Below are 14,890 nucleotides of genomic sequence, written 5' to 3'. Positions count from 1 at the left end.
CTGATCGAATCGGGTCATACGGGGCCGGTCGACCGGGTAGGCATGGCGTGTGATCTCTCCTCCCACTGCGAGCTATCGGCTGCAACTCCAGCCCGCCTTCACGCTCGCGGATGCCGAAGCCGCCGTCCCGTACCTGGCCGGACTCGGGGTGTCCCACCTGCACCTGTCACCGCTGCTGGAGGCCACCCCGGGTTCGACCCACGGCTACGACACCGTCGACCACACCCGGATCAGCGAACAGCTGGGCGGCGAGCGGGCGTTGCGCTCGCTCGCCGCCACCGCCCGGCGCCACGGCCTGGGGCTGATCGCCGACGTGGTGCCCAACCACATGGCCCTGCCGGTCCCCGAACGGCTCAACTCCCCGCTCTGGCACGTGCTGCGGGACGGCCCGCAGTCCGAGTACGCGCACTGGTTCGACATCGACTGGGCGGCCCACGGCGGGCGGATCCTGCTTCCGGTGCTGGGCGACCGGCTGGGCGCGGTGCTCGACCAGCTGAAGGTCGACCAGGACACCCTGCGCTACTACGACCACGTCTTCCCGCTGCGCCCGGGCACCGCGCAGCTGCCGCTGCCCGAGCTGCTGAACCGTCAGCACTACCGGCTGGCCTGGTGGCGCCTGGCCGACACCCAGCTCAACTACCGCCGGTTCTTCACCATCAACGAGCTGATCGCCCTGCGGGTGGAGCGGCACGAGGTGTTCCGGGCCACCCACGCGGTGCTGCTGCGGCTGCACGCCGAGGGGGTGATCGACGGCTTCCGGGTGGACCACCCGGACGGGCTGGCGGACCCGCGCGGCTACCTGCGCTGCCTGGCCGAGGCCAGTGGCAACGCCTACGTGGTGGTGGAGAAGATCCTCACCGGCCTGGAGCGGCTGCCCGCCGACTGGCCGTGCGCGGGCACCACCGGCTACGACGCGCTGCGCCACATCGGAGCGGTGCTCACCGACTGCGAGGGGACGGCCCGGCTCACCGAGCACTACGCCGAGTACACCGGGGTGGAATCGACCGCGATGGCGGCCGCCCGCCGGGGCCGCTCCGAGATGACCGCCCCGCACGGCGAGCTGGCCTCCGAGATGAACCGCCTGGTCCGGCTGGCCGAGCGGATCTGCGCCGAGGAGCCGGCGCTGGCCGACCACGAGCCGCTGGCGGTGCGGGCCGCGCTGTGCGAGCTGTTCACCCACTACACCGTCTACCGGCCCTACCCCTTCCCGGCCGAGCGGACCATAGTGACCCCGGAGTCCACCAAGCAGTTCGTCGAACTGCTCACCCAGGGCCACCTGGGCAACAGCCCGGCCAAGGACGAGTTCCGCACCCGGTTCGCCCAGACCGCCTCGGCGGTGGCGGCCAAGGGCGTCGAGGACACCGCCTTCTACCGCTGGTACCCGCTGCTGAGCGTCAACGAGGTGGGCGGCGACCCGGCGCACCCGGGCATCTCGGTGGCCGACTTCCACGGCTGGTGCGAGTCGATGCAGCGCGACTGGCCGCACACCATGACCGCGCTGTCCACCCACGACACCAAGCGCAGCGCGGACGCCCGGGCCCGCCTGGCGGTGCTGGCCGAGCTGCCCGACCTGTGGCTCGCCGAGTGCTCGGCCTGGTCCGAGCTGGCCGGCGGGCTGGCGGACCGCAACGCCGAGTGGCTGCTGTGGCAGACCCTGGTGGCGGCCTGGCCGATCGAGCCGGACCGGCTGGTCGGGGTGCTGCTGAAGTCGGTGCGCGAGGCGAAGCTGGCCACCAGCTGGACCGCCGCCGACCCGCAGTACGAGGAGGCGCTGGCCGACTACACCCGTGCGGTCCTGGCCGACCCCGAGCTGTCTGGGCGGATCGAGCGGTTCGTCGCCTTCCTGGAGCCGTTCGCGCAGTCCAACAGCCTGGCCGCGACCCTGCTGCAGCTGACCATGCCGGGCGTGCCCGACCTCTACCAGGGCGGCGAGCGCCCGCTGTACACCTTGGTCGACCCGGACAACCGGGCGCCGGTGGACTTCACCGTGCCGGAGGCGGAGCTGACCGTGTTCGCCCAGCGCAAGCTCCAGCTGACCCGCACCGCGCTGCACCTGCCCCGCCCGCTCGGCGAGTACAGCCCGCTGCCCGCCGACGAGCACCTGGTCGCCTACCGGCGCGGCCCCGACCTGGCGGTGGCCGTCACCCGGCTGCCGTACGCCCTCGCCCGGCGCGGGACCCCGGCCACCCTCGACCTGCCGGGCCGGTGGCGCGACGAGCTGACCGGCCGTCAGTTCACCGGAGTGGTGGACACGGTCGCCCTACTGATCCGGGAGTCGCAGTGAAGTACCAGGTCTGGGCGCCGCACGCGCGCCGGCAGGTCGAGGTCGAGGTCGACGGGCAGCGCCACCCGCTGACCGCCGAGCAGGGCGGCTGGTGGCGCGGCGAGGCCCCGGCCCAGGGCGACTACGGGTTCCGGCTGGACGGCGGGCAGCTGCTGCCCGATCCGCGCTCGCCGCGCCAGCCGCACGGGCCGGACGGCCCGAGCCGGGCGGTCGACCACGCCGCCTTCCGCTGGTCCGAGACCGGCTGGCGGGGCCGGGCGCTGCCCGGTTCCGTCGTCTACGAGCTGCACGTGGGCACCTTCACCCCCGCCGGCACCTTCGACGGGGCGATCGAGCGCCTGGACCACCTGGTCGAGCTCGGCATCGACTTCGTCGAGCTGCTGCCGGTCTGCCCCTTCCCCGGCCGGCACGGCTGGGGCTACGACGGGGTCTCGCTCTGGGCGGTGCACGAGCCCTACGGCGGCCCGGACGGCCTCAAGCGCTTCGTGGACGCCGCGCACCGCAAGGGCCTGGGCGTGATCCTGGACGTGGTGCACAACCACCTCGGCCCGTCCGGCAACTACCTGCCGCAGTTCGGCCCGTACTTCACCGACCGGCACCAGACCCCGTGGGGCTCGGCGGTGAACCTGGACGCGCCCGGCTCCGACGAGGTGCGCGCCTACCTGATCGGCAGCGCGCTGGCCTGGCTGCGCGACTACCGGATCGACGGCCTGCGGCTGGACGCGGTGCACGCCCTGGTGGACGACCGGGCCGTGCACTTCCTGGAGGAGCTGAGCTCGGCGGTGGTCTCCCTGGCCGCCGCCACCGGCCGCCCGCTGTTCCTGATCGGCGAGTCGGACCTCAACAACCCTCGGCACACCGACCCGGTGCGCTCCGGCGGCTACGGCCTGACCGCCCAGTGGAGCGACGACTTCCACCACGCGCTGCACGCCGCCGTCACCGGCGAGTCGAAGGGCTACTACGCCGACTTCGGCGCCGACCCGACCGCGGCCCTGGCCCGCACCCTGACCCGGGGCTGGTTCCACGACGGCACCTGGTCCTCGTTCCGCGAGCGCCACCACGGCCGCCCGTTCCCGGCCGTGCCCGCCCACCGGCTGCTCGGCTACGCCCAGACCCACGACCAGGTCGGCAACCGGGCCATCGGCGACCGCCTGACGCTGGACCAGCTGGCCCTGACCGCACCACTGGTGCTCACCTCGCCGTTCACCCCGATGCTCTTCATGGGCGAGGAGTGGGGCGCGAGCACCCCCTGGCAGTACTTCACCGACCACACCGACCCGGACCTGGCCGAGGCGGTGCGCCAGGGCCGGCGCCGCGAGTTCGCCGCCTACGGCTGGACGGCCGAGGAGGTGCCCGACCCGCAGGCGCCGGCCACCGTGCTCTCCTCCACCCTGGACTGGACCGAGCCGCGCTCGGGCCGGCACGCCGAACTGCTGGACTGGTACCGGCGGCTGATCCGGCTGCGGCGCGAGTATCCGGAGCTGACCGACGGCGACCTGTCCGCCGTGCGGGTGGACACCGGGCCCAGCGAGCTGACGGTGCACCGGGGGCGGCTGCGGATCACCGTCAACTTCGCCGACAAGCCCACCGAGCTGCCGCCTGGGCGCCCCGTCGCGCACTGGGGCGAGCTGACGGCCCATACGCTCGGGGCACGGTCCTGCGTGATCAGCGAGGGATGAAGGCGGTGATCCGGGCCCGCAGGCCGGCGGCGTCCAGGCCGTAGGCCCGCAGGTGCTCCTCCATGGTCCCGTAGTGGCGGTGCTCGGCGCGGGGGACGCCGAGCCCGAGCACCCGGTGCGGCAGGTCGGCCAGCGCCTGGTGGGCCTCGTTGTTGGAGGTGCCGGCCAGGTAGGGCTCGACCAGCACCACGTCGGCGTGGCCGGCCGCCCGCAGCGCGGCGCCGTCGAAGGGGCGCACCGAGGCGGCGTAGAGCACGGTCAGGTCCAGCCCCTCGGTGGCGGCCAGCACCGCGTCCAGCATCGGGCCGACCGCCAGCACGGTGCCGCGCCCGCCCTGGCGCAGGGTCAGGAACCGGCCCGGCTCGACCGGCTGGGGCTCGGCGTTCTGGTGCGCGGAGAGCCGCACGTACACCAGGCTGTCGCCGTCGGCCACCGCGTGCCGCAGCAGCGTCTCGGCCTCGTCGGGGTGGCCGGGCACGTGCACCGTCCAGTCCGGCAGGGTGTCCAGCAGCGCCACGTCGCCCGGGGCCATGTGGGTGCGGCCGCCGGTCGGCCAGTCGTACGAGCCCAGTGCGCTGACCAGCACCGCGCCCACGCCCTGGTGGCCCAGGTCGAGCTTGACCTGCTCGAAGGGGCGCTCGATCAGGAAGCTGGCGAAGGTGTGCGCGATCGGGCGCATCCCGGCCAGCGCCAGGCCGCCGGTGACCCCGATCATCAGCTGCTCGCGGATGCCGACGTTGAGCACCCGGTCGGGGTGGCGGCGGGCGGCCTCCTCGAACGGGGCGGCGCCGATGTCGGCGAGCACCAGGGCGGTGCGCGGGTCCTGCTCGAGCAGCTCGGTGGTGACGGTGGTGAAGCGTTCGCGCATGGTGTCCATGGCAGGGTCCCCCTCGTGGTGTCGCGGTGTCAGTTCTTGGGCTCGACGCGGGCGATGACGGCGTGCGGGCGGCCCGGGTGCCGGGCGGTGTACGCCTCGAACAACGCCTGGTGGTCGTGGCCGTCCACGGTCGCGGTGGACCAGTTGTGGGCCGCGAACCGGGCCGCGATGCCGCCGGCCCAGCCGTGGGTGGCCGAGCTGTTGTCGATCACCACGGCGTGCAGGCGCTCCAGTCCGAGCGCGCCGGCGTAGGCGAGCGCCTCGTGGTTGGAACCCTCGTCGAACTCGGCGTCGCCGATCAGGGTCCAGACGGCGGCGGTGCGGCCCTGGGCCCGCAGGCCGAGCGCGGTGCCGACGGCCAGCGGCAGGCCGTGGCCCAGCGAGCCGGAGCCGATCTCGGCGGCCGGGATCAGCAGCCGGTCCGGGTGGTGGCCGAGCGGCGAGTCGTAGTCGCCGAAGCCGTCCAGCCACTCGACCGGCAGCAGGCCCTTGGCGGCCAGCACCGCGTAGTAGGCCATCGGGCCGTGGCCCTTGGAGAGCAGGAAGCGGTCCCGGTCGGGGTCCTCGGGGGTGCCGGTCAGCACCCGGTCGTAGAGCACCCAGAGCGCGTCCAGGGTGGAGAGCGCGGCCGGGCCGTGCTTCTCGGCGCCGGTCATCCGGCTGATCAGTGCGGGCAGCTGCGCGTAGCTCGTGGTCATGGGCACAGCCTGCAACTTCAAGTCGACTTGAAGTCAAGCGATTATCATCGTGCGCATGGTGTCCACCGTCCTGACCATCGGGGAGCTCGCCGCCCGCGCCGGCGTGGCCCCTTCCGCGCTGCGCTACTACGAGGAGCTGGGCCTGATCCACGCCGAGCGCTCGGCGGGCGGTCAGCGGCGCTACCAGCGGCACACGCTGCGCCGGATCGCCTTCGTGCGGGCGGCACAGACGGTGGGACTGTCGCTGGACGAGGTGGCGGCCACCCTGGCCGCGCTGCCGCCGGACCGCGCGCCCACCCAGGCCCAGTGGCAGCCGGTGGCGGCCACCTGGCAGCAGCGGATCGACGAGCAGATCGAGGACCTGCGGCGGCTGCGCGACCGCCTGGACGGCTGCATCGGCTGCGGCTGCCTCTCGCTGGAGCGCTGCGCCCTGTACAACCCGCGGGACGTCCAGGGCGCCGAGGGGCCGGGCGCCCGCAAGCTGCTGCCCCGCCGAGCCCGCTGAGGGGCAGCAGACGGACAATGACAGGCTACTGAGCCTGCGTCAGCTCCGCCCACAGCTCCGCGACCCGCTGCGCCAGCTGCTCGCGGGTGCCGTTGTTCGCCACCACCAGGTCCGCGACGGCCAGCCGCTGCTCGCGGGTGGCCTGCGCGGCCATCCGCGAGCGCGCCTCGGACTCGGTCATGCCGCGCAGCCGGGTCAGCCGGTCCAGTCGCACCTGCTCGGTGGCGTCCACCACCACCACCCGCTCGAACAGCGGCGCCAGCCCGTTCTCCGCCAGCAGCGGCACGTCGTGCACCACCACCGCGTCGTCCGCCGCGGCCGCCTCCAACTCGGCGGAGCGATCGCGCACCAGCGGGTGCACGATCGCGTTCAGCGCCCGCAGCCGCTCGGGGTCGGCGAAGACCACCGCGCCCAGCGCCGGGCGGTCCAGGCTGCCGTCCGCCGCCAGCACGCCCGGGCCGAACTCGGCCACCACCGCGGCCAGCCCCGGCGTGCCCGGGGCCACCACCTCGCGCGCGATCCGGTCCGAGTCCACCAGCACGGCGCCGTGCGCCACCAGCAGCTCGGCGACCGCGCTCTTGCCCGCCCCGATGCCGCCCGTCAGTCCGATCTTCCGCATGGCGGCAGGATGGCAACTGGCTACTCGCCGGTCAACTCCAGCGACTCACCCACCGTCAGGTACCGGTAGTCGGTCCCGGTCCCCGGCCCCTTCGCGCCCAGCCAGTTCTCCCCGGTGACCATGAGCCCGATCTCGCTCAGCATCGCCTCGTGCATGCCCAGCGCCCGGGCCGGACCGACCGCGCGCAGGTAGTCGATCAGGTCCCCGGTCCTGGTCCACGGACCGGCCAGCGGCACCATCAGGGTGTCCACCGCGCACCCGGGCAGGGTCAGCGCGTCACCGGGGTGGAAGAGCCGGCCGCCCACCAGGAAGCCCACGTTGGCGACCTGCGGCACGTCCGGGTGGATCAGCTCGTGCCACTGGCCGTGCACCGAGACCTCGATGCCGCCCACCTCGAAGGCGTCCCCCTCGCCCACCGCGGTGATCCGCGGCCCGAGCCCGGCCAACTGGTGCGCCACCACCGGGTTGGTCCAGATCCGCAGGCCCGGATCGGCGGCCAGCGCGGCCCGCACCCGCTCCTCGGCGAAGTGGTCCCAGTGCTCGTGGGTGATCAGCAGCGCGTCGGCCCCGCGCACCGCCTCGGGCTCGGTGAAGAGCCCCGGGTCGATCACCAGGGTGGTGCCGTCCTGTTCGATCCGCACGCACGCGTGCCCGCACTTGGTCAGTCGCATGCCGATAACCATACAGCCAAACTGCACAGTTTTGCTGGAGGACTAGACTGGGCTCCATGACCAGCAGTGAGATCGACCCGCACCAGCTCGCCGCCGACCTGCGCGGCGCGCTGGGCAACCTGGTGCGCCATCTGAGGACCGAGGAATCGGTGCTGCCCCAGCCGCAGGCCGGCGCGCTCGGCTGGCTGGTCCGCGAAGGGCCGCACACCACCGCCGAGCTGGCGCAGCGTCAGAAGGTGCGCCACCAGTCGATGGCCCGCACCGTCTCCCAGCTGCTGGCGGCCGGCCTGGTCACCCAGCGGCCGCACCCCACCGACGGGCGCAAACTGGTGCTGCACGCCACCGAGACCGGCACCGCCACCCTGCACGAACAGCGCACCCGCCGCGAGGCCCGCCTGGCCGCCGCCATCGCCGAGCAGCTCTCGCCCGAGGAGCAGCGCACCCTGGCCGAGGCGCTGGCCCTGGTGCGCCGGATCACCCCGCCGCCCGCGCACCTGTGACCGCAGTCACCTCCGCGCCGCTCGCGCGTTGAGCAGGGCACCCAGGGCAACTCCCCTGCCCGCGAACGAAGGACGTCCCCGATGAACCCGCTGCGCTCCTCGATGCTGCTCGCCGCCGCCCTGTGCGCGCTGATCCTGACCGGCGCCGGCACGGCCGCGGCCTGCACCAGCGACACCCTGGTCGGCGCGCTCGGCTCGGACTTCGGCAACGCCTGCGTCAACGGCGGCCACTGACCGCCGTCGGCACCCGGCTCAGCGGACGCCGACCACCGGCTCCGCGGCCCGGGGAGCGCGCGGCGCGGGCACCACACCCGCGCCCGCGGCCGGCCGGGCCACCGGTGCGGCCGGCGGCAGCTCCACGTGCTCGCGCAGCCCGTACCGCCGGTACAGCCGCTTCAGCGGCGCCGGCGCCCACCAGTTGAACTCGCCGAAGAAGGACATGGTGGCGGGCACCAGCAGGCAGCGCACCAGCGTCGCGTCCACCGCGACGGCCACCGCCAGGGCGATCCCCATCTGTTTGACCATCAGCATCTGCCCGGCGGCGAACCCGGCGAAGACGATCACCATCAGCAGCGCCGCGGAGGTGATGATCCGACCGCTGCGCTGCAGCCCCAGCTGCACCGCCTGCCGGCAGCCGTACCCCTGGTCGGTCAGCTCCTTGATCCGGGCCAGCAGGAAGACCTCGTAGTCCATCGACAGCCCGAAGGCGAAGGCGAAGACCAGCACCGGGATGAAGGTCTCCAGCCCGCCGGTGGGGGTGAAGCCGAGCGCACCGGCGAACCAGCCGTGCTGGAAGACCAGGGTCAGCGCACCCAGCGAGGCGCCCAGCGACAGCACGTTCATCGCCAGCGCCTTGACCGGCATCACCACCGAGCCGGTCATCAGGAAGAGCAGCACCAGGGTGCCGACCGCGACCAGGCCCAGCGCCCACGGACCGCGGTCGACCAGCTCGTGCTGGAAGTCCACCACCCCGGCCGCGTCCCCGGTCACGTAGGTGGTCAGCCCGCCCCGCTCGGCGCGCAGCTCCTCCACCACGTGCTTGGCCGCCCCGCCCTGCGGGTCGCCGGGAACCAGCACCTCGACCGTGCTGACCTTCCCCGAGCCCACCGGCTGCACGGCCCGCACCCCCGACACGCCCGGCAGCTTGGCCACCACCGTGTCCGCGTACTGCTGCGCGGCCTGCGCCCCCGCCTCGACCACCACGGTCACCGGGGCCGGCGCGGCCTGCGGGTACTGCTGCTGGATGGTCTGCGCCACCTGGCGCCCGGAGGAGGAGGCCGGCAGTGCGCCGACACCGGTGCTGCGCATCTCGGCGCTCAGGAACGGCGCGCCGGCCGCCATCAGCAGCGCGACGCAGACCAGTGCCACCGGCACCGCCCGGCGCTGCACCCGGCGCACGGTGCGGGCGAAGAAGCCCTCGTCCGGCTCGCGGTGCTTGGGCGGTTTGATCCGGTGCCCGGCGAAGCCGAGCAGCGCGGGGACCAGGGTGAGCGCGGCCAGCACCGCGATCACCACCACGGACACCCCGGCCGCCGCGACCGCGCGGAAGACCGGGCTCCTGAAGACGAACAGGCCGCTGAGCGCCACCGCCACGGTCAGGCCCGAGAACGCCACCGTGCGCCCGGCGGTGGCCGCCGTGCGCTCGATCGCGGCGGCCAACTCCACCCCGGCGCCGCGCTCCTCGCGGAACCGGTTGACCATCAGCAGCGCGTAGTCGATCGACAGTCCAAGGCCCAGCACGGTGGCGATCGGCAGCACCGAGGTGTCCAGGTCCATGATCCGGCTGAACCCGAACATGGCCAGCAGCGCCCCGCCCACCGAGGCCACCGCGCCGATCACCGGCAGGCTGGCCGCGGCCAGGCCGCCGAAGACCAGCACCATGACGACCAGGGTCAGCGGCAGCGTGACGAGCTCGCCGAAGGTGGTGTCGGACTGGGTCTGCGCCTTGACCTGCTGCTGCACCACCAGGTCGCCGCCGACCGCGACCTGGGCACCGGGCGCCTGAACGGCCTTCAGCCGCTGGGCCACCGCGTCCTGCTGCTTGGCGGTGGCCGAGTCGGCCATCTTCACGGTGACCAGGCTGCCGTTGCCGTCCTGCGCCTTGAGCGCGGCGGCCTGCGGGCCGCCCTGGTAGTAGTCGCTGACCGAGAGCACCGCGGGCAGTGCGGCCAGGTCGTGGGCGGCGGCGGTGACCGCCTGGCGGACCTCGGGGGTGTCCACCGGGCGTCCGCTCACCACGGCGGTGACGGTGCCGGCCGAGGGGTCGGCGGCGGCGACCACCGCGCTGCCCCGGGCCGACTCGGCCCCGCCGGCGGCGGTGTGGGTGACCGAGCCCTCGAAGACCCGGCCACCGATCAGCACCCCGAGGGCGAGCACGACCAGCCAGAACGCCAGTACCCAGCGCCGGTACCGGCGGCAGACCCGGCCCAGGCCGGCGAGCCGGCCCGGGGCGGCGGGGGTGGCGGGGGAAGCAGTACGAAGGCGCATCAAGCGGAAACTGCCTAGCGTGCGGGGCGTGAACCCTTCGGGCAACTCATCCCACGCTAGGTGTTCTGTCCTAAAAGACCCATAAAAATGTGATGAGCCCCTGATCACACCACTTTCCGCAGTTGATCCCACACGGCCGCTGAACCGGCGTCAAACGCACGCGGGCCCCACCCGGAATCCCGGGTGGGGCCCAACGAACCAGCAGTCAGCCGGCTACTGCGTGATCAGCTCTGGCCGCCGGCCAGCTTCTCGCGCAGGGCGGCCAGCGCCTCGTCCGAGGCGAGAGCGCCGGAGCCCTCGTCGCTGGAGGACGAGTAGGAGCCACCGGCGGAGGCGGCAACCGCCTCACCGGACTCGGCAGCGGCCTCGGCGTCGGCCTCGCGGCTCTTGATGACCTGGGCCTGGTGCTGCTCGAAGCGGGACTGCGCCTCGGCGTACTGGCGCTCCCACTCCTCGCGCTGCTTCTCAAAGCCGGGCAGCCAGTCGTTCGCCTCGGGGTCGAAGCCCTCCGGGTAGATGTAGTTGCCCTGGTCGTCGTACGAGGCAGCCATGCCGTACAGGGTCGGGTCGAACTCGACCGTGGCCGGGTCGGCACCGAGCGACTCGTTGGCCTGCTTCAGCGAGAGGCTGATGCGGCGACGGTCGAGGTCGATGTCGATGACCTTGACGAAGATCTCGTCGCCGACCTGGACGACCTGCTCCGGGATCTCGACGTGGCGCTCGGCCAGCTCGGAGATGTGGACCAGGCCCTCGATGCCCTCGTCCACGCGGACGAACGCACCGAACGGAACCAGCTTGGTGACCTTACCCGGGACGACCTGGCTGATCTGGTGGGTCCGGGCGAACTGCTGCCACGGGTCCTCCTGGGTCGCCTTCAGCGACAGGGAGACGCGCTCGCGGTCCATGTCGACGTCCAGGACCTCGACCGTGACCTCCTGGCCGACCTCGACGACCTCGGACGGGTGGTCGATGTGCTTCCAGGACAGCTCGGAGACGTGCACCAGGCCGTCGACGCCACCCAGGTCCACGAAGGCACCGAAGTTGACGATCGAGGAGACGACGCCGGAGCGCACCTGGCCCTTCTGCAGGGTGGTGAGGAAGGTCTGACGGACCTCGCTCTGGGTCTGCTCCAGCCAGGCACGGCGGGACAGGACCACGTTGTTGCGGTTCTTGTCCAGCTCGATGATCTTGGCCTCGAGCTCCTTGCCCACGTAGGGCTGCAGGTCGCGCACGCGGCGCATCTCGACCAGGGAGGCGGGGAGGAAGCCGCGCAGGCCGATGTCGAGGATGAGACCACCCTTGACGACCTCGATGACGGTACCGGTGACGATCCCGTCCTCTTCCTTGATCTTCTCGATCGTGCCCCAGGCGCGCTCGTACTGCGCGCGCTTCTTGGACAGGATCAGACGACCCTCCTTGTCCTCCTTCTGGAGAACCAGGGCCTCGATCTCATCGCCGACCTTGACGACCTCGTGCGGGTCGACGTCGTGCTTGATCGAGAGCTCACGGGAGGGGATGACACCCTCGGTCTTGTAACCGATGTCGAGGAGCACCTCGTCACGGTCGACCTTCACGATGATGCCCTCGACGATGTCGCCATCGTTGAAGTACTTGATGGTCTCGTCGATCGCGGCGAGGAAAGCATCCGCGTCGCCGATGTCGTTGACCGCGACCTGCGGGGTGGTGCTGACAGAGGTGTCGGTGGGGCTCGTCATTAGGAAAAGGGCTCCGGTACGGACATGAAGTCGTAGGTAATGCCACGCGGGGGCCCGTATCGCTACCACCGAAAAGCCCTGGAGTTCTTCGACAGATGCGAGCGCGACCTGCTCCGTCCGAGGCGCGCAGGCCCGCAGCGCAACTTGTAGCATACGGGGACAGCCAGGCACGGTCAACGCCGAAGCTGGCGAGACCGTCCAGGCCGGTATGGATCAGGCCATATCCTCCAACTGCGCACCTCACCCGGCCTGGAGCCGTGGTGTGGGGTGGCAGCCGCTGGGGCCCGCTTCCCCGGATGCCACCGCCTGGTCCCGAGTCCCGCGAGGGCCGGTTCCACGCAGCGGCGCTTTCCGCAGCCCCTACCCTACGCGAGGCGGACGATGACGTTGGACACCACCCCAGCCCTGCTCGACGGCGGGCAGGCCGAGGAGGACGCGGCGGTGCGCCGCCCGGCGGCGCCCGGCGAGAGCTCGCGGGCCAGCCGGCAGTGGTGGGACCGCAACGCCGACGACTACCAGGAGGAGCACGGCGCCTTCCTCGGCGACGACCGGTTCACCTGGTGCCCCGAGGGCCTGGACGAGGAGGAGGCCCGGCTGCTCGGGCCGGCCGGCTCGCTGACCGGCCTGGACGTGCTGGAGATCGGCGCCGGCGCCGCCCAGTGCTCACGCTGGCTGGCCGCCCAGGGCGCCCGCCCGGTCGCCCTGGACCTGTCCTACCGTCAGCTCCAGCACGCCCGCCGGATCGACCTGGGCCGCCAGAGCGCGCCCGTCCCACTGGTGCAGGCGGACGCGGCCGTGCTGCCGTTCGCCGACCGCGCCTTCGACCTGGCCTGCTCGGCCTACGGCGCGGTGCCGTTCAGCGCCGACACCGCCGCGCTGATGCGCGAGGTGCACCGGGTGCTGCGCCCCGGCGGCCGCTGGGTCTTCTCCACCACCCACCCGATCCGCTGGGCCTTCCCCGACGAGCCCGGCGAGGAGGGTCTGACCGCCACCGGCTCCTACTTCGACCGCACCCCCTACGTCGAGCAGGACGAGCACGGGCGGGCCAGCTACGTCGAGCACCACCGCACCCTGGGCGACCGGATCCGCGAGCTGGTCGCGGCCGGCTTCACGCTGCTCGACCTGGTGGAGCCGGAGTGGCCGGCCGAACTGACCGCCGAGTGGGGCGGCTGGAGCCCGCTGCGCGGGCGGCACCTGCCGGGGACGGCGATCTTCGTCGCCCGGCGGGACTGAATACTGGTGCGGTGACCGCCGATTCGACCGCCCACCCCCAGCCCTCGGCCGGGAGGCACCTCCGTGCCGACCTGCCGGTGCGGGCCGCGCTGCCCGAACTGGCCCGCGCGCTGGACACCGCCGGCGCCGCCGTGCTGGCCGCGCCGCCCGGCACCGGCAAGACCACCCTGGTGCCGCTCGCGCTGGCCGGGCTGCTGGAGGGGCCCGGCGCCCCGGTGCGGCGGGTGCTGGTGGCCGAGCCGCGCCGGCTCGCGGTGCGGGCCGCTGCCCGGCGGATGGCCTGGCTGCTCGGCGAGCAGGTGGGCGGGCGGATCGGGTACACGGTGCGCGGCGAGCGCGTGGTGGGCCCCGCCACCGCGGTCGAGGTGGTGACCACCGGCGTACTGCTGCAGCGCCTGCAGCGGGACGCCGAACTGCCGGGCGTGGACGCGGTGCTGCTGGACGAGTGCCACGAACGGCACCTGGACGCGGACACCGCGCTGGCCTTCCTGCTGGACGTGCGCGCGGCGCTCCGCCCCGAGCTGCGGCTGCTGGTCGCCTCGGCCACCTCCGACACCGCCGCCTGGGCCGAACTACTGGGCGGTGCACCGGTGGTGACGGCCCATGGGACGGCCCACCCGGTCCAGGCCGTGTGGGCGCCGCCGCCGCGCGCGGTGCGCCCGCCGCAGGGCACCAGGGTGGACCCGGCGCTGCTGGAGCACGTCGCGGCCACCGTGCGCCGGGCGCTGGCCGAGCACGAGGGCGACCTGCTCTGCTTCCTGCCCGGAGTGGGCGAGATCGCCAGGGTGGCCGGCCTGCTGGGGCCGGTGGACGCCGAGGTGCTGCAGCTGCACGGGCAGGCCCCGCAGCCGGTGCAGGACGCCGCGCTGGCCGTGGGCGAGCGGCGCCGGGTGATCCTGTCCACCTCGGTGGCCGAGTCCTCGCTGACCGTGCCCGGGGTGCGCACCGTGGTGGACTGCGGGCTGGCCCGGGAGCCGCGCACCGACCACGCCCGCGGGCTGGCCGGGCTGGTCACCGTGCGGGCCTCGCTGGCGGCCGGGCGCCAGCGGGCCGGGCGGGCCGGACGCGAGGCGCCCGGGGTGGTCTACCGCTGCTGGGCCGAGGTCGAGGACGCCCGCGCGCCGCAGTTCCCGCGCCCGGAGATCGCGCTGGCCGACCTCGCGCCGTTCGCGCTGCAGGCCGCCTGCTGGGGCGATCCGGGCGCCGCCTCACTGGCCCTGCTGGACCCGCCGCCGGCCGGCGCGCTGGCCGCCGCCCGCCAGGTGCTGCTGGCCCTGGGCGCGGTGGACGAGGCCGGGCGGCCCACCGGGCGGGGCAAGCTGTTCGCCCGCACCGGCCTGCACCCGCGGCTGGCCCGGGCCCTGCACGACGGCGCGCCGCTGGTCGGTGCCCGGCAGGCCGCCGAGCTGGTCGCCCTGCTGAGCGAGGAGCCGCCGCGCGCGCTGGGCGACGAGTTGGCGCAGGTCTGGCGCTCGGTGCGCGGCGAGGGCGCGCAGGGCTACGGCGGGCGCTGGCGGCGGGAGAGCCGGCGGGTGGTCGGCCGGTTGGGAGCGGCCCCGGCTCCGGCCTGCGCGCGGCCGCGCGGGCGGGGGGGCGGGCGGGGGGGGGGCCCGGTCCCCCCC

General features: G+C 73.7%; 13 protein-coding genes. 7 read left to right on the top strand and 6 right to left on the bottom strand.

Going from position 1 to position 14,890, the window contains the following annotated elements:
- Positions 1–49 precede the first annotated feature (49 nt).
- Both treY and treZ read left to right on the top strand, forming a co-directional pair.
- Complete coding sequence (treY, locus tag C7C46_RS01345; protein WP_245983990.1) at positions 50–2,284, top strand: malto-oligosyltrehalose synthase; 2,235 nt, start codon at positions 50–52, stop codon at positions 2,282–2,284.
- Complete coding sequence (treZ, locus tag C7C46_RS01340) at positions 2,281–3,963, top strand: malto-oligosyltrehalose trehalohydrolase (RefSeq protein ID WP_110664695.1); 1,683 nt, start codon at positions 2,281–2,283, stop codon at positions 3,961–3,963. The genes treY and treZ overlap by 4 nt, the downstream gene beginning before the upstream one ends.
- Here the strand turns inward: treZ and C7C46_RS01335 are convergent.
- Both C7C46_RS01335 and C7C46_RS01330 read right to left on the bottom strand, forming a co-directional pair.
- Positions 3,950–4,840, bottom strand: coding sequence for a transketolase family protein (locus C7C46_RS01335; protein ID WP_110664693.1), 891 nt, complete (start codon positions 4,838–4,840; stop codon positions 3,950–3,952). The two genes, treZ and C7C46_RS01335, sit on opposite strands and share 14 nt — an antisense overlap.
- 29 nt (positions 4,841–4,869) lie before the next feature.
- Positions 4,870–5,538: a thiamine pyrophosphate-dependent enzyme gene (locus tag C7C46_RS01330; protein ID WP_110664691.1), complete on the bottom strand. Its 669-nt coding sequence runs from the start codon at positions 5,536–5,538 to the stop codon at positions 4,870–4,872.
- A 55-nt stretch (positions 5,539–5,593) separates the two neighbouring features.
- Between C7C46_RS01330 and soxR the strand changes: the two genes are divergently transcribed.
- Positions 5,594–6,043, top strand: a complete 450-nt coding sequence (soxR, locus tag C7C46_RS01325; protein WP_110664770.1) for a redox-sensitive transcriptional activator SoxR — start codon at positions 5,594–5,596, stop codon at positions 6,041–6,043.
- 25 nt (positions 6,044–6,068) lie between these two features.
- Here the strand turns inward: soxR and coaE are convergent, their stop codons facing one another.
- Positions 6,069–6,662: a dephospho-CoA kinase gene (gene coaE / locus C7C46_RS01320; protein WP_110664690.1), complete on the bottom strand. Its 594-nt coding sequence runs from the start codon at positions 6,660–6,662 to the stop codon at positions 6,069–6,071.
- Between the two features lie 20 nt (positions 6,663–6,682).
- Positions 6,683–7,333 (bottom strand): MBL fold metallo-hydrolase, encoded by a 651-nt coding sequence (locus C7C46_RS01315; protein ID WP_110664688.1) that lies wholly within the window; start codon positions 7,331–7,333, stop codon positions 6,683–6,685.
- A 56-nt stretch (positions 7,334–7,389) separates the two neighbouring features.
- Between C7C46_RS01315 and C7C46_RS01310 the strand changes: the two genes are divergently transcribed.
- Both C7C46_RS01310 and C7C46_RS34675 read left to right on the top strand, forming a co-directional pair.
- Positions 7,390–7,833 carry a MarR family winged helix-turn-helix transcriptional regulator gene (locus C7C46_RS01310; protein WP_110664687.1) on the top strand — a complete coding sequence of 148 codons (444 nt, stop codon included), beginning with the start codon at positions 7,390–7,392 and terminating at the stop codon, positions 7,831–7,833.
- A gap of 81 nt (positions 7,834–7,914) precedes the next feature.
- Entirely contained in the window at positions 7,915–8,067 is a 153-nt protein-coding gene (locus C7C46_RS34675) for a hypothetical protein (RefSeq protein WP_181442132.1), read from the top strand.
- 18 nt (positions 8,068–8,085) lie between these two features.
- Here the strand turns inward: C7C46_RS34675 and C7C46_RS01305 are convergent, their stop codons facing one another.
- Together C7C46_RS01305 and rpsA are read right to left on the bottom strand one after the other, a co-directional pair.
- Positions 8,086–10,320, bottom strand: coding sequence for an MMPL family transporter (locus tag C7C46_RS01305; RefSeq protein WP_110664685.1), 2,235 nt, complete (start codon positions 10,318–10,320; stop codon positions 8,086–8,088).
- Between the two features lie 224 nt (positions 10,321–10,544).
- Positions 10,545–12,035: a 30S ribosomal protein S1 gene (rpsA, locus tag C7C46_RS01300; protein ID WP_110664683.1), complete on the bottom strand. Its 1,491-nt coding sequence runs from the start codon at positions 12,033–12,035 to the stop codon at positions 10,545–10,547.
- Positions 12,036–12,416: 381 nt separating this feature from the next.
- On the opposite strand from rpsA, the gene C7C46_RS01295 reads away from it, so the two are divergent.
- Positions 12,417–13,268, top strand: coding sequence for a class I SAM-dependent methyltransferase (locus C7C46_RS01295; RefSeq protein ID WP_110664682.1), 852 nt, complete (start codon positions 12,417–12,419; stop codon positions 13,266–13,268).
- A gap of 11 nt (positions 13,269–13,279) precedes the next feature.
- On the top strand, positions 13,280–14,890 hold a 1,611-nt coding region (locus C7C46_RS01290), incomplete at its 3' end, for a helicase-related protein (protein WP_281278511.1).

The organism is Streptomyces tateyamensis, from assembly GCF_003205575.1.
Lineage (GTDB): Bacteria > Actinomycetota > Actinomycetes > Streptomycetales > Streptomycetaceae > Kitasatospora > Kitasatospora tateyamensis.
Note: the sequence above shows the minus strand (reverse complement) of the source record. Positions and strands in the feature narration are given on the sequence as shown.

What these genes read in the sequence shown, in the direction of transcription:
- C7C46_RS01335 (WP_110664693.1), bottom strand. Translation starts at nt 4,840, where the DNA reads ATGGACACCATGCGCGAACGCTTCACCACCGTCACCACCGAGCTGCTC.
- C7C46_RS01330 (WP_110664691.1), bottom strand. Translation starts at nt 5,538, where the DNA reads ATGACCACGAGCTACGCGCAGCTGCCCGCACTGATCAGCCGGATGACC.
- soxR (WP_110664770.1), top strand. Translation starts at nt 5,594, where the DNA reads ATGGTGTCCACCGTCCTGACCATCGGGGAGCTCGCCGCCCGCGCCGGC.
- coaE (WP_110664690.1), bottom strand. Translation starts at nt 6,662, where the DNA reads ATGCGGAAGATCGGACTGACGGGCGGCATCGGGGCGGGCAAGAGCGCG.
- C7C46_RS01315 (WP_110664688.1), bottom strand. Translation starts at nt 7,333, where the DNA reads ATGCGACTGACCAAGTGCGGGCACGCGTGCGTGCGGATCGAACAGGAC.
- C7C46_RS01310 (WP_110664687.1), top strand. Translation starts at nt 7,390, where the DNA reads ATGACCAGCAGTGAGATCGACCCGCACCAGCTCGCCGCCGACCTGCGC.
- C7C46_RS34675 (WP_181442132.1), top strand. Translation starts at nt 7,915, where the DNA reads ATGAACCCGCTGCGCTCCTCGATGCTGCTCGCCGCCGCCCTGTGCGCG.
- C7C46_RS01305 (WP_110664685.1), bottom strand. Translation starts at nt 10,320, where the DNA reads ATGCGCCTTCGTACTGCTTCCCCCGCCACCCCCGCCGCCCCGGGCCGG.
- rpsA (WP_110664683.1), bottom strand. Translation starts at nt 12,035, where the DNA reads ATGACGAGCCCCACCGACACCTCTGTCAGCACCACCCCGCAGGTCGCG.
- C7C46_RS01295 (WP_110664682.1), top strand. Translation starts at nt 12,417, where the DNA reads ATGACGTTGGACACCACCCCAGCCCTGCTCGACGGCGGGCAGGCCGAG.